The 13,879-nt window shown below is 70.0% G+C and carries 13 protein-coding genes; 6 read left to right on the top strand and 7 right to left on the bottom strand.

Features of this window, described 5'->3' with window-relative positions:
• Position 1 precedes the first annotated feature (1 nt).
• A complete protein-coding gene (locus ACF08W_RS29625) occupies positions 2-529 on the top strand; it encodes an NUDIX domain-containing protein (protein ID WP_392281145.1) in 528 nt (175 codons plus the stop codon).
• 29 nt (positions 530-558) lie between these two features.
• On the opposite strand, the gene ACF08W_RS29620 is transcribed toward ACF08W_RS29625, so the two are convergent.
• From ACF08W_RS29620 to ACF08W_RS29605, 4 genes are all read right to left on the bottom strand, one after another.
• Positions 559-1,737, bottom strand: a complete 1,179-nt coding sequence (locus tag ACF08W_RS29620) for a helix-turn-helix domain-containing protein (protein ID WP_392281165.1) — start codon at positions 1,735-1,737, stop codon at positions 559-561.
• A 21-nt stretch (positions 1,738-1,758) separates the two neighbouring features.
• Complete coding sequence (locus ACF08W_RS29615) at positions 1,759-2,568, bottom strand: hypothetical protein (protein ID WP_392281144.1); 810 nt, start codon at positions 2,566-2,568, stop codon at positions 1,759-1,761.
• Between the two features lie 480 nt (positions 2,569-3,048).
• Positions 3,049-4,251, bottom strand: a complete 1,203-nt coding sequence (locus tag ACF08W_RS29610) for a hypothetical protein (protein WP_392281143.1) — start codon at positions 4,249-4,251, stop codon at positions 3,049-3,051.
• Positions 4,217-5,041, bottom strand: coding sequence for a CPCC family cysteine-rich protein (locus tag ACF08W_RS29605; RefSeq protein WP_392281142.1), 825 nt, complete (start codon positions 5,039-5,041; stop codon positions 4,217-4,219). The genes ACF08W_RS29610 and ACF08W_RS29605 overlap by 35 nt, the downstream gene beginning before the upstream one ends.
• A 525-nt stretch (positions 5,042-5,566) precedes the next feature.
• Between ACF08W_RS29605 and ACF08W_RS29600 the strand changes: the two genes are divergently transcribed.
• The 3 genes from ACF08W_RS29600 to ACF08W_RS29590 all read left to right on the top strand — a co-directional run bounded on the left by ACF08W_RS29600 (position 5,567) and on the right by ACF08W_RS29590 (position 6,957).
• Positions 5,567-5,851 carry a type II toxin-antitoxin system Phd/YefM family antitoxin gene (locus ACF08W_RS29600; RefSeq protein WP_030358066.1) on the top strand — a complete coding sequence of 95 codons (285 nt, stop codon included), beginning with the start codon at positions 5,567-5,569 and terminating at the stop codon, positions 5,849-5,851.
• Positions 5,848-6,102 carry a Txe/YoeB family addiction module toxin gene (locus ACF08W_RS29595; RefSeq protein ID WP_385214182.1) on the top strand — a complete coding sequence of 85 codons (255 nt, stop codon included), beginning with the start codon at positions 5,848-5,850 and terminating at the stop codon, positions 6,100-6,102. Before ACF08W_RS29600 ends, ACF08W_RS29595 begins: the two co-directional genes overlap by 4 nt.
• Before the next feature lie 537 nt (positions 6,103-6,639).
• Positions 6,640-6,957, top strand: a complete 318-nt coding sequence (locus ACF08W_RS29590; protein ID WP_392281141.1) for a hypothetical protein — start codon at positions 6,640-6,642, stop codon at positions 6,955-6,957.
• A gap of 333 nt (positions 6,958-7,290) precedes the next feature.
• Here the strand turns inward: ACF08W_RS29590 and ACF08W_RS29585 are convergent, their stop codons facing one another.
• Positions 7,291-7,782, bottom strand: coding sequence for a MarR family winged helix-turn-helix transcriptional regulator (locus ACF08W_RS29585; RefSeq protein WP_392281140.1), 492 nt, complete (start codon positions 7,780-7,782; stop codon positions 7,291-7,293).
• 228 nt (positions 7,783-8,010) lie between these two features.
• Here ACF08W_RS29585 and ACF08W_RS29580 point away from each other — a divergent pair, with 228 nt between their 5' ends.
• Complete coding sequence (locus tag ACF08W_RS29580; protein ID WP_392281139.1) at positions 8,011-8,817, top strand: SDR family oxidoreductase; 807 nt, start codon at positions 8,011-8,013, stop codon at positions 8,815-8,817.
• A 220-nt stretch (positions 8,818-9,037) separates the two neighbouring features.
• On the top strand, positions 9,038-9,928 hold the full coding sequence (locus ACF08W_RS29575) for a peptidoglycan recognition protein (RefSeq protein ID WP_392281138.1): 891 nt from the start codon (positions 9,038-9,040) through the stop codon (positions 9,926-9,928).
• A gap of 7 nt (positions 9,929-9,935) precedes the next feature.
• Here ACF08W_RS29575 and ACF08W_RS29570 read toward each other — a convergent pair whose 3' ends face one another.
• Both ACF08W_RS29570 and ACF08W_RS29565 read right to left on the bottom strand, forming a co-directional pair.
• Positions 9,936-12,560 carry a discoidin domain-containing protein gene (locus ACF08W_RS29570; protein WP_392281137.1) on the bottom strand — a complete coding sequence of 875 codons (2,625 nt, stop codon included), beginning with the start codon at positions 12,558-12,560 and terminating at the stop codon, positions 9,936-9,938.
• 151 nt (positions 12,561-12,711) lie between these two features.
• A complete protein-coding gene (locus ACF08W_RS29565; RefSeq protein WP_392281136.1) occupies positions 12,712-13,812 on the bottom strand; it encodes a threonine synthase in 1,101 nt (366 codons plus the stop codon).
• Positions 13,813-13,879 lie beyond the last annotated feature (67 nt).

Here is a 13,879-nt window from a genome sequence, read left to right as displayed (position 1 = left end):
CATGCCCAACAACCCGCCCGACGAAGGGAACACCGTGGCCCAGCAAACCAACGACCAGCCGAAGGCCCTCAGGCCAGCTCTGGAATCCATGACCCTGCTGGTCGCCGCCGTGATCGTCCACGACAAGGCCACCAACCGCGTCGTCCTCCTACAGCGCAGCGAAAACGCCAAATTCGCCCAGGGCCTGTGGGACCTCCCCGTCGGCAAGAGCGAGCCGGGCGAACCCATCACCGAAACTGCGGTGCGCGAGCTTTACGAGGAGACGGGCCTCACCGTGAAGCCCGAGTCCCTCAAGGTCGCCCACATCATCCACGGCGCCTGGGGCGTCGAAGCCCCCAACGGCTTCCTCACGGTCGTCTTCGCCGCCCACGACTGGACCGGCGAACCCGAAAACCGCGAACCCCGCAAGCACTCCCAGGTCCGCTGGGTTGAAGCCGACGCTATCCCCGATGCCTTTGTGGACACCACAGCAAGCGCTCTTCGTCAATATTTGAATGCTGGGTCGGCGGTCTCGTTGAACGGGTGGTGAATCGGCTGGGACGTAGGCAGCGTGCGTCCCTATTTATTCCCTGGTCGAAATAGTGAGATAACTCCCGAAGGGAGATCTTCTTCGGGGTTAGCTTCTGCAGATTGTGGGCCGTCCCAGGTGGGGAATCGTGATGTGGCCACCCGGAATAGATCCAAGGGAACCCTGGCTTCGCCAGCCAAAACCTTTTCCCCTATTCCAACCTGGCCCAGAATTTCCACGGCTCTCGGGAAAAGGGATGGCTGCTCGGTCACTGGCATTACGCCTGGCTCGCGTCGCCTCCATCCCTTTGAGGAAAGATACAGGACTGCATTCCTGTAGGTCACGTCACTCATTGCACCCAGTTGTCGCGACCTGTAGAGGAGGGCCTGTAGGCTTACATTCCAGTCGGCCTTCAAGGCGCCGAGGATTCTCCAGTCCGCCTTCGTGGGGAGTAGGTCTCGCATCTCGTCAGCAGGCATCAGAAACTCTGCAGCAAATCGATTGGCCTGGTTTTCCGTAATGCGATCTCCGGGCTCCGAGTCTACGTGCATGACCAAGTGTCCGAGTTCGTGTGCAACATCGAAACGTTGGCGAAAGTAGTCGTTCTTGGTTGGATTTAGCACAACCGTTGGTCGACTGTCTGTTTCGAAGGAATATGCATCAACTGCGGCCGTCTGGCTGGGGCTGTAGACAACAAGGACACCACGATTCTCGGCCATCCTGACTAGGTGGCCGATTGGTCCACTCGGCATGTCCCAGTGCTTGCGGAGGAGTCTCGCAGCTTGCTCGGGGAGATCAGTCTGCTCGTCCTCGACGTCGACGCTCAGGCGCGGGATGTCGGGATTGGGAAACTCGACATGCCTCTCCAGGGCGGCACCTACATCAGTAGCGACAAGCCCATAGGCGAAGGCTTGATCGCGAACCAGTTGTGATGTGGACCGCAGCGACCTGAAGTGCGGAACGGAGTATCCGGCTTCAAGCCGCTGCGCCCCAGGCAGAAAGAACGAAGGGTCAACGCCGAGGGTCAAGCACAACTGGGCCACGGTGGCCGGAGCCGGCCGCTTGGAGTTGCTTTCGTAGGCCGCTACGGCAGTCGGGCTCTTGTCGATTTGAGCTGCCAGCGCATTCTTGCGAAGTCCCGCGAGTTGGCGAGCCAGCGTTAGTCGACGCCCGTCGAAAAGTCGCGAGGCGTCGTTTACGCGAACCTCCACAGGACGACTATGCTCCATGACCATCCGCTCATTCCGTGATTACTTTCCGTCGCCCTCCAGTGCGTGACGGCGGAGTCGAACGGCCGCGTCAGGTACGGCGTCAAAGCCCCCTGACGGCTTGGGTGTGATCGGCTGTTCACCCCTGCCGTAATCGCCGAAGGGCGGCTTCAGTAGATCATGCTTCCAGTGCCACGCGGCGCCGCCCCCCTTGTTCAAACGAGAGCGCCCAAGGAAGAGTTCTCTTGCGCCAAGCTCCTTCTGAACTGCGTGCGCGATGACCAGTGTCGTAAGGTCGTCGGCGCTTTCATCGAGAGCTAGCAGAGTCGCCGCCATGACGTCCCGGAAGAGGTGGGCTTCATCATCGTCCACGGGAAGCATCGGCTGATCTGCCGGGCCCGGAAGGCGCTGGGCCGCGACGCGCCGCTTGGTGGGACTCTTCTGGGGCCACGGGATCGCGTTGCTCTCCCCGAAGGGGAAAGCCGCCTGGAGCCACCTCCAGTCGCCGAAGCGCCAGCCCGGAGAACCATTTAGGTTGGCTCGCCGAACCGCACCCGGAAGGAGTCGGGGCATTCGCTCGAATTCTCCCGGGAGAAGGCCAGCTGCGACCGTATCGAGACCTGACAGCGCGTCGGCCGGCGAGCCGACGGCGTACTTGCCGCACGAGAAGACTCGATCCTGGCGGTCACGCAGAAACCCGTGGGCGGTGTATCCCACCCAACCTTGATCGTGCCCGGCGTCCGGGTCGTAGTCGCGCATGGTGCGCGCGTACGCAGACTCCGCCGCCCAGCTCATCGCTGCTAATACGCCAGCCTCTTCAAGGTCTTCCAGCGCATCCTGCTGCTCACTCATGAGGTGACTCTACACGACTCCAGTATCTAGTGCGGAAAACTGAACCAATGGCAGGGTCTTGTGCCATCAGCTGAATCGATCATACGTTCTATGGAGGCTAGCTGGCTAGGGAGGGCGGGGGTGGGCGCTGGCAAGTCAGCGGTGATTTGGGGTAGTTGAACTAACCGCCGCTTCAGGATCCGGCAGGACTGTTGCTTCTGGGATTGGCCCCAACAAGCGCCGTCACTGGGGACTCCGAGGCGTCAGATCAGTGCGCCCCCACTCCCCGGTCCCTGGGAGTGGGGGCGGGGGTGTGGATGAGTCGGTGCTGGTCCCGCCAGGGCTGCTGCCTGAGTCGCTGGCGGTGGCGAGCGTCAACAACAGGGTGGCGACTGCCACGCCGACCAGGAGGGCGGCGCCGAGTCGCTCGTCGTTGTACGCCTCGCGCACAGCGAGGACAACCAGGACGGCTATCAGAACGACCGTGAGTGCGTCTTGCATTCACGCCTCCGACTGTTCTGCTTGGCCGCTGCGACCGGCTGAGGGGCCACCGAGTGGGTCGGCTTGGGGGAATGCGTTCCCATCCGAGAGGGCCGCCTCTCCCGGGGCGACCCCGTCAGGCCGCTGGATTTGGGCCCTGGCGGAAGCGTGGCGGGCGGTGTGTCGGCCACCAAGTCGCTTGAGCTTACGGCGCACCCGCTCACCCAAGGCTTGCGCGTCGAGTCCGGCGTACTTGCGGTGGCCGGGACTGGCAAGGGCGTCAAGGGCCAAGATGTCTGCGGCGGCTTCTGTCCAGCTGGTGGTGCGCGGCCGAGACCAGGCCAGTGCTACCGCCCGTTCCAGAGGGGATAGCTGATTCAGAACACTGAGTACGCGCGGGTCGTCGGGCAGTGTGCCCCCGAGGGCATCGGCGGGGTCGGGGCCGCTCGCGATGAGATCGCCCAGAGTTAGGCCGCTGTCGAGGACGGGAGCGTCGAGGCTGAGCAGTCGCTCTCCGGCGCAGCGCCGTCGCCATAGCGGGGTGAGCTGGCGGTGGATCTCACGTACGTCACGCATCAGTTGGTCCAGGGCGCCACGGCGGATGGTGCCGTGGGTGTAGAGAGTGCTCGCCCATTCGCCCATTAGGGCGGTGGCCACCGGTTCCTGCCAGCGGGCTCCCCGCCACAAGCCCAGGTCGGAGGCCATGAACCTTTCGACAAGTTCCATGTTGCCCAGTGCGGCCTCGTTTCGAGCCTCCACTGCCCGCGCAGCCTGCAAGGCTTCGCCCCGATAGGGGGTGCGAGGCCATTGGCCGTCACTGCCATGCCCCCAGGTTCGGACGATGTCACCTGGCGAAAGCCTGGAGGTCGTTGTATCGATGAACAGTCGCCCGGCCAGCAGGCGGCCGCCGACCTGCTCGGTGCCGAAGTAGAAGTACGAGCTGTCTCGGATGCCGTTCCCAGGGCCGGCGTAGGCGATCAGATCGTCCTCCTCCAGCTTGGGGTGCTCAGTGGCGGACTCGGGGGCGGGCGGGGCGAGCACTGGTTCGGGAAGGTTGCGCCATCGTCTGATCAGTCCGAACCTGGCGTAGTAGGCGTCAAGGTCCTCATCGGGGGATACGGCTGCTTCCGATGCTGTGGTCGAGTCGTCCGACTCGGCTGTCTCGGCCGCGTCGGTTACTTCAGGGGCTTCAGGTGCCACAGGTCCAGGCGCTTCGAGTGTCACGGGTGGTGCCTCCAGGAATAAAGGTCGAGCCTGTCTCCTTTCGGCCCCCGGAAGTTCGAGAACCGGCAATCAATGCCCCTCTCCATCGTGTGATGTGCATCACGCTTGGATGTGTCGCGTCGATGACTGGCTGGCTCTGAGGACTCGCGTCATGAGGGGCGGATCGCGACCGCCCCTCGGCCGTGCCTGTCACCTCGATCCGGTGGGTAACTCCCGTGCGTTGCCAAGGCCCGGCATGGTGAGGGGGGAGCCTGCCGCGGCCGCTGACCTTGGGCTCGCCTGTGCCTTCAGTTCGTCGTATGTAGCTGGAGTGGTCGCGGAGCTGGAGGAGGTGCTGACTCATTGGTCCCGCAGTCCGGTGGCGTCGCCCGTCCCAGGCGGGCGCGGTAGGCGCGACGCAGGGGTTCGACCGCGCAGGCTGATCTCCAGGGGCAAGGGGCGCGACATCGCCGATGCCAACCAGTCGCGTGCGGGCACCATAGGCGACACCGCCGAGCTGTGGGCGAGGGCCTTGAAGAGGGACGCCATGATGCCATCCGGTGATCGTGGCGCCAGAAGGTGGGGAGCCACCATCAGAGCACCGAGCGGTCGTCGGGCACGGGGCGCGGTCCTCGGCTGCCCAGTCCTCGAAAGAGTTGCGCGTCAGATCGATGGGGCGCCAGGCGGGGTCGAGCGGCTCGTCCTCCACCAGCGGGCGGACGTACCGCCGGCCGTGCTCGTCGCAGGCGCCGAAGTCCTGGTAGTTGCGCTGGGCCTCGATCAGGGAGACCTTGTTCGCCCCGCCTGCCATGGTCGGCCAGCGGAACTGGACCCCGTCGTCCTCTCAGAAGTAGACGGGCAGATCTCGTAGGAGCCGGGCATGGCGTCGAGCACGCGGTGCCCGCAGTAGGGGCAGGGGTAGCGGTCGCTCAACTGCGCAGTCTCGTTGCGGGTCCGGCCGGTGCGCCATGGATTTCTCTGCCTCGGCGTACCCAGCCAGTCCGCAACCAGTCCGCAGAACACCCGTAAACGGCCGTCGGGAGCCAGCGTATGCCAACGAGGAAATCCCAGGTCAGGGCCCTGGATGGGGCTCCGCCGCAGGTCAGGATTGGCTGGCAGACATTCCGCTTCAACGTGTGAGCGTCGTGTTACTGCGAGCAAGGCACTTCGTCAGGTTTGCAGGTGGCAAGGGGCCGGCTGCCCGGGCAGCCGGCCCCTCGTCGTCTCCCGTGCTGAAATGGTGCTGGGATTCTTGATCTTTCGTCAGGTGTCTGCCCTGTCCCGGAGTGGTGAAAGTGGTACGTTATTCGGTACCACAATCGGGAAGGGGCAGGTCATGTCCATAACTGCGAGTGAAGCCCGCAAGGCGCTCTTTCCGCTGATCAAGAAGGTCAACGACAATCACGAGGCCATCGAGATCGTCTCCAAGCACGGCAACGCGGTGCTCGTCTCGGCCGAGGACTATGCGGCGCTACGCGAAGGCTCGTACCTCCTGCGCTCTCCGGCGAACGCTCGCCGCTTGCTCAAGGCGTACGAGAACGCCCTGGCCAACATCAACGTGTCCGAGCGGGATCTGATCGACCCCGACTCGCCGGATGCGGCACGTGAGGGTGCCGCGTGAGGCTTGTCTTCGAGGATCAGGGCTGGGAGGACTATACGTCCTGGCTCAAGAACGACCGGAAGATGCTCGCTCGGATCAACAAGCTCATCGAGGACGTCAAGCGTGACCCCTTCACGGGGATCGGCAAGCCCGAGCCGCTGAAGTACCACTTGCCCGGGGCATGGTCGCGGCGGATCGACGATGAGCACCGCCTCGTCTACCTGGTCACGGGCAAGGAGATCGTCATTCTCGCGGCTCGCTATCACTACTGACGTCCGGGACGTTTTCTTGTGGGGCGAGGCCCGTGCGTTGCAGGCTGGCGACGGAATGCGCTGCCAGGGGCACAGTCCGGGAGTTATGTCGCCCATGGCTTGCTGCGGTCGGGCATGGATTCCTGACCGTGTTGGGGCACCCGGCGGAGAGCCCGTCCGCCGGTCAGCCGGAACCAAACTTGGCCTCGACCTGAGTGACCAAAGCGCACCCGGCGACGACGTCAGGGATGCGGTCATCTTCGGGGTGAGGGGCCGGCGAGGACGTGGTGGAGGGCGCTCAGGACGGCCGGCGCGCGGAGGTGGGTGCGGAGTTCGACGAGGTCAGGGAGGCACCGATGCCGACACGGGCGCGCCGGAGGCGGACGGAAGCGGATGGATTGATTGCGCTCCGCGTCCGGAAGTGAGTCGTCGGTTTCTTGTCGTGGTCGGATGACGCCGGGATGGCGCAGCGGAGGGGCGGGCTCTCCGGGTGTGGGGGCAGGGGCGCTGAGATCTTCAGCAACACGCGCAGCGGGTATGGGTTGTTAGGGTCCCGGCATGGCGCGGTTGAAGATTGAGATCGCTGTTCCCGAGAGTCATGTGGAGGCCGTGATCGACGCCCTCCACGGGGCCGGTGCGGGGCGGGTCGGGGCGTACGTGCGGTGTTCCAGTGTCTGGAGGGCGACCGGGAGCTGGCAGCCGTTGCCTGGTTCGCAGCCGTACGACGGAGAGGTCGGCGTCATGCGGCACAGTGAGGAGTGCCGGATCGAATCGGTCTGTGACGTGGAACAGGCCGCTGCCGTCCAGCGGGCCGTGCGCGCCGCCCACCCGTACGAGGAGGCGGCCGTCCACTTCCTGCCGCTGTACGGGCCGTAGGCGGGGTCGGCCCGTTCCCGGCTGCACTGTTCCGGGGCGGCGCCGCGGAGAATACGCGGGCCCACCGGGTCCCCGTACTCCGTCTCCGGTCCCCCTGCCGGGACAGGTGCACCCCTGGGCGTGACGCGCAATGTCCGGCATCTCGTGGCGTGGCTTCCGTGCCGGACGGCACCGAGCTGTCCGACCGGTCGGTAGCGGCGAAGGACTGTCCGTCCCGGCGGCTACCGGTCCTCCGACGCCGCCTGTGAGGTCCGAGCCGCAGCCGTCCTCTGCCGTGCCTGCGCGGGCCCCGCTGGGGCGCTGCCGGCCGGGCGAGCGGGATGTCCGAGGGGCTCAGGAGGTGGGGTGGCGCGACGAGCCGGCCCAGGCGAGTCCCTCCAACTGCTCGATGCCGTGGTTGAACTCGATCACCAACGTGAGGAACTGCTGGGTCCGTTCGCCGTCCCAGCCCGCCTCCTCGATCAGCCGGGCCGCGCCCGCGCGGCTGATGGCGCGGTCGGCCTCCAGCCGTTCCAGGCCCAGGGGGGTGGGGCGGAACCGGCGGGCGCTGCCGCGGGTGGTGGCGTCCAGACGTTCGACGAGGCCGTGCTTGAGCATGGTGCCGACCTGCCGGTTGATGGTCGACACGTCCGCCTGGAAGGTGTGGGCCAGTTCCTTGAGCGTGAGGGGTTCGCCCGTCTCCAGCCGGGTGAGCAGTACATAGGCCGACCGGTCGAGGCTCTGGCCGATCCGCGGACCGCGCGAGGCGATGAAGTGCCGCGACATCAGTGTCAGTTCACGTTCCAGGTCGTCCGGACGGCGCTCCTGTTCGCTCGGCTCGGTCATGTGCGCCGTGCTCCCTTCCTCGGCTTTCTCCTCCCATGATGGCCGCTCCCCGGTCCCGTATCACCGGGTGGCACCGGTTTTGTCAGCTGGATGTGTATGTAGCATACACATCAGGGCCCACGCCTCACGCTGCCCCCGGCCCCGCCCCGGCGAGTCCGCGGGACCCCCGGACCCACCGGACCGCCTCTTCCCCCCCACGAGAACATCAGAGAACACCAGGAGAACCCCATGGGAACCATCGCAGTCACCGGAGCCGCCTCGGGCATGGGCGCCTCGATCGCCGCCCGGCTCACCGAACAGGGCCACCGCGTCATCGGCGTCGATCTCCGCGGCACCGATGTGGACGCCGACCTCGGCACCTCGGAGGGCCGGACCGCCGCCGCGGCCGAGGTCACCCGCCTCGCCGACGGACGGCTCGACGGCTTCGTGCCCTTCGCCGGGATCTCCGGGGGCGCCGGACGGCCCGCGAGCCTGCTGGTCTCCGTCAACTACTTCGGCGCCATCGGTCTGCTGGAGCAGCTGCGCCCGGCGCTGGCCGCCGCGGGGGAGTCCTCCGTGGTGCTCGCCTCGTCCAACTCCGCCACCACGCAGCCCGGCTGGAACCCGGAGCTGGCGGAGGCGTGCCTGGCCGGCGACGAGGACGCGGCCCGCGCCCTCGCCGACGCGCTGACGGACGAGGGCGGCGTCCTCACCTACCCGGCGACGAAGGCGGCCATCGCCCACTACACACGCACCCGCGCCGCCGACTACATCACCGACGGCATCCGCCTCAACGCGATCGCGCCGGGGTACATCGACACGCCGATGACCCAGGCGGCCCGGAAGGACCCCCGGACCGCGGCCGGTATCGAGGCGTTCCTCGCGTCCATTCCGGCGGGCCGGGCGGGCCGCCCGGAGGAGGTGGCGGAGCTGGTGCTCTTCCTGCTGTCCGAGAAGGCCGGGTACTGCGTCGGCAACCTGATGTACTGCGACGGCGGCCTGGACGCCAAGCTGCGCGGCACGGACTGGCCGAAGGTGTGGACGCCGGGCGTCTGACGGCACGGGACGGCGCGGGACGGCGCGGGACGGTAGGGGACGGTAGGGGACGGTAGGGGACGGCGCGGGACAGCACGGGGCCGGACCCGTACCGTCCCGACGCCGCGTCGTCCTCGCCTGTCTGCACTAACTCCGCGCGCGCCCGGGGCGGGGGGCCGGGAGGCTGTGGGCATATGCGCTCACGCCGGTGATCCGGCGAACGACGAAGAAGGTTCCTCCTGTGCGTCTGTACCGAATAGCGCTCTGGGCCGTCGTGCCCGTGACGCTTCCTCTGCTGGCCGCGCCCGCCGGAGTGCCGACGGCCCGCCACGCCCGCGACCGGGTCCACCAACCGCCGCTCTCCGCCGGGCGGTTCGAGGCGGCCACCCGCCCCACCCGGGGCGACCGGCCGTCCCCCGCGCTGGGGGCGCGGCCGATGGCGCCGCCCCGTGCGGCACCCCGGCCCGCCATCGTGCCGCGTGCCGGGTGGCGGCCCGACGAGACCAAGCGCGACCGCACCGCCCGGTACGCGGGCGGCGTCGGCGCGGTCTTCGTCCACCACACCGACACCCCCAACGACTACGACTGCGCGGACGTCCCCCGCACCCTGCGCAACCTCTACGACGGGCAGACCGGCGACCTGCACTGGGGCGACATGGGATACAACTTCCTGGTCGACCGGTGCGGCACCGTCTACGAGGGCCGCGCGGGCGGGGTCGACCGGGCCGTCATCGGCTCCCACACCCTCGGCTTCAACCAGGGCACCACCGGGATCGCCGCCATCGGCACCTTCGGCCCCGGCGTCCCCGTCCCGGCCGCGATGGAACGCGCGATAGCCGCGCTCGCCGCCTGGAAGCTCGGCCTGGGCGGTGTCGATCCGCTGGGCAAGACGCGGCTCACCTCCACCAACAGCAACAGCCGCTATCCGAGGGGGACATCGACCTCCTTCGACGCGATATCCGGCCACCGCGACGGCTTCGCCACCAACTGCCCCGGCGAGGCGCTCTTCGCCCGGCTCCCCGCGATCCGCAGGCTCGCCGCCGAACTCCAGGCGGCTGCCGCGACCCGGCGCGCCGCCCTTCACCCCGTCGGACCGGGCAGCCCGAACGGTGCGCAGAAGAACATGAAGTGACGGTGCGTCAGGGCTGGGTCACGCGCAACTCCCTCACCCCTGCCGGTCGGCGTTCGTCCGTCGAGGTGACCGTCAGCCGGATCCAGCGGGCCGGTTCCCCCGCCCGGTAGGGCCGCCAGCGGCGCTGGTCGGCCGAGACCTCCAGGCGGTACGCGGCCGGGCGCGGCTCCGCCCATTCCGGTACCGCCGAGGTCACCGCGGCCACCCGTCCCAAGTCCACCGTCAGCGCGCCCGTCCGGCCCGCCGGGGACCAGGAGGTGGCGCGGCTGCCGTCCACCGCGGCGGCCGCGTACAGTCCGGGGGCCTCGGAGTCGGCCGTCGCGGGGCGGCAGCGGGCCGCGTCGTCCGTCGCCGCCAGGTCGGGCCGCCGGGTCGGCAGCGTCAGCGCGCCGCTCAGCAGGCGGGGGCCGGTGGGGGAGTGGACGGTGAAGGGGGCGCCGGAGGTCAGCCGGACCGTCGTCGTGCGCGGGCCGATCGCCACGTCGTACGTGCGCCCCTGGTAGCGCAGGCCGGTCAGGGTGACGCCGGGCGCCAGCTGCGGCGGCAGCAGCGGATCGAGCCGCACCCCGTCCTCCCGCAGCCGCAGTCCCGTCAGCCCGTGCGTGAAGACCTGGAGGAAGCCGCCCTTCCCGGTCAGGAAGTCCTCGGCGGGCGACCCCGACAGGGCGTCCTGGGCGCCCGCCTTGGCGCCCCTGGCCTCGCTGAACAGCGCGTACGGCTCCCGGACGAACGGGCGTACCGCGCGCTGGAGGTAGGTGTACGTCGCACAGCCCGGCTCCCCGATCGCGGCCGCGTCGATCGCGTGCACCGAATCGGTCATCGCCGGGCCGTCCGGGTCGGTGCGCTCGGCGTAGTGGTCGAGGGTGGCCGCGGCGGCGCCCGGCTCCATCGGCCACTCCAGCGGGTAGATCAGCAGCACCGTGTCGGCCTGCTTGATCGTCGAGCCGTCGTACCCGGCGTACTGGAGGAAGAGCTTGCGGGCCGGGTCGTACGGGATGCGCAGCCCGTCCGCGACCCGCTGCCAGGCGGCCGGGGCGGGGCGGCCGAGCAGCCGGGCCGCGCGGGTGGCGTCGCGCAGGGAGGTGGCGGCGACCGCGTTGGTGTAGGCGCCGTCGGTGACGCCGTTGCTGTACTCGTCGGGGCCCGCGACCTCCTTCAGCGAGTAGCCGCCACCGTCGTCGGCGGTGGCCCGGGAGACCCAGAAGTCGGCGGCCCCCGCCAGCAGCGGCCAGCCGCGCCGGGCGAGCCAGTCGCGGTCGCCGGTCGCCAGGTAGTACTGCCAGACGGCCAGTGCCACGTCGCCCTGGAGGTGGATCTGGGTGACGCAGTGCGGCGGGTTCCAGCTCTGGCACTCGGACCACAGATCGCCCCGGCTCGCCCCGGTCCACGGGTGGAACAGGCCCTGGAACCCCAGCTTGCGGGCGTTCTCGCGGGCGGCGTCCCGGGTGCGGTAGCGGTACTCGACGACGGAGCGGGCCAGTTCGGGCCGGGTGGCCAGCAGCCCCGGGTACATCCAGATCTCGGCGTCCCAGAAAATCATGCCCGCGTAGTCGTCGCTGGTCAGACCGGCCGGGGCGACGCTGTCCCGGGAGCCGGGCCGGGTGGACGCCAGCAGTCCGTACTGGGCCGCCCGCAGCCACTTCTGGAGCTCGGGGGCGCCGGGGACGGAGATGTCGGCGGACCGGTCCCGCCGCCAGGCCGCCGCGTTCGCCGCGAGGACCCCGGACCAGCCGCGCCGGGCGGCCCGGCGGGCGGCGTCCCGTGCCGCGCCGCGCGGGTCGCGCGAGGTCAGCGTGGTGTCGACGCCGACGTACTTCTCGACGGTGTACGTGCGCCCGGCGCGCACCCGGTGCGTGCTCCGGAGCGCGAGCGCCGTCCCGGTTCCGCCGGAGCGCACTTCCTGGGCGATGGCGCCCCGGACCCCGGTGCCCCGGGTGCGGAAGGTGCCGTCCCCGGCGAGGTCGATCCGGCGTGCGCCGCGCGGGTCGAGCCGGGCGGTGACGGTCGCGGTGCCGCTCCAGCGCGGGGTGAGGCTCAGTCGTACGGCGCCGGTGTGCACTGCGGACCGGTCGGTGAGCACTTCGTGGACGAGGTCGGTCGCGTGCCCGTCGGCCGTGGTCCAGCGCAGCGCGGTCCGCACCAGTCCGCAGCGGAGGAAGAGGGTCTGGCGGTAGTGCGAGATCCGGCCGGCCGGGGTGGCGGGGCCGTAGACCTCCCCGCCGACGCGCAGCTCCAGATCGGTCCAGGTGGGGAGCGCGGCGGCCACCTCGCGGCCCGCCGCCAGCGCCGGTTCGCGCCCGTACAGGCCGGAGACGAGGGCGCCGTCGTAGCGCGGGGTGTAGAGCGGCCAGCCGGACTTCCCGCCCGGGACGGCGTACCCGGCCCCGGCGGCGGGCACCCGGTGGCCCAGGTACCCGTTGCCGGTGTACGGGTCGTGACCGGCCGCCCGGCCGTACCCGGTGGAGGACGGCGCCCAGGCGGGGTCGGTGTCCCGGCCGCAGGCGGTGGGCGCCGGGGCGCCCGGCGACGCCGCCCGTGGCGCGGGGGCCGGGGCGGCGGCGAGCAGGGCGCCCGCGAGCAGCGGCACGCAGCAGGCGAGGGCGGTACGGCGGCGGATGCGCGGGAGGCTCACCGTACGACCGTAGGAAGCCGCCGCCGCCCGGTGGCGCGCGGCGCGCGGGGTGATCGGGCGACGGTGTGCCACCGGGCGGGCGGCGGTGTGCCCCGGGCGGGTGGTGGTGGCCTCCCGCCGGGTACCGGTGCTGTTTGTTCCCGGCGGTGGGTCAGGCGGCGGCGAGGCCGGTCTTCAGACCCGCGCCGCACAGCGGGACGACGACGCTCCGGTCCGTCCAGCCGCCGACCGCCGCCCAGCAGGCGACGCCCGTCGTCTCGACGTAGAAGCCGCGCGCGGCCAGATCCAGCTGGGCGGCGCGGATCTCGTCCTCGGTCACGGTGAGGAAGGTGCCGCCCGACTCCCGGACCGCGGCCAGCACCGCCCGGGCGCGCGGCGGCCGGAGGATCGCGATGCCCTCGGCGAGGGTGGCGGCGGCCGGCCCGGCCGGGGCGTCGGGCAGCCCGTCGGCGCCCGCCCGGAAGGCGGCGGCCAGCGGGGAGACGGCCTCGGCCTGGACGGCGATCAGCGCGGGCCGCCGGTCGATCAGCCCCCGGGCGTGCAGTTCGGCGGTGGCCAGGGCCGCGCCCAGCAGCAGGGTGCCGTTGCCGACCGGCACGGCGAGGGCGTCCGGCAGCCGCCCGCCGAGGTCCTCCCACAGCTCGTACACATAGGTCTTCGTCCCGTGCAGGAAGAAGGGGTTGAAGACGTGCGAGGCGTAGAAGGTGCCGGGGACGTCGGCGGCGGCGCGGGCGGCGGCCGCGGCCGCCTCTCGGTCGCCGGGGACGATCTCCAGGCGGGCGCCGTGGGCCCGGATCTGCTCGGTCTTCTTCGCGGAGGTGCCCTCGGGGACGTACACCGTGCAGGGCAGCGAGGCCCGCGCGCAGTACGCGGCGACGGCCGTCCCCGCGTTGCCGCTGCTGTCCGCGACGACGCGCTCCGGCGCCAGACGGCGGGCCAGCTCGGCGAGCATCACCGCGCCCCGGTCCTTGAACGAGAGCGTCGGCATCAGGAAGTCGAGTTTGGCCGAGACCGTTCCCGTGAGCGGGACGAGCGGGGTGCGCCCTTCGCCGAGGCTCGTCGCGGGCGCCGAGAGCGGCAGCACCTCCTCGTAACGCCACAGTGAATTGACGCGGCCCGCGAGGGAGTCGGGCGAGAGCGTGCCGGTGGGCTCGAACGCGAGGTCCCAGGGGCCGCGGCAGACCGGACAGCACCAGGTGAGAGCGGTGGTGTCGGCGCGGGTGCCGTCCTGCGGGCAGATGTATGCGGGCATGCGGTCAGCATGTCAGCCGTATGACCGCCCCGTGGCGAAGGTATTGCGGAGCCCAACGCACTCTTGT

Origin of the sequence: Streptomyces sp. NPDC015144, assembly GCF_043079735.1 — a bacterium.
In the GTDB taxonomy this organism is placed as follows: domain Bacteria; phylum Actinomycetota; class Actinomycetes; order Streptomycetales; family Streptomycetaceae; genus Streptomyces.
This window is presented reverse-complemented; position numbering and strand designations above follow the sequence as displayed.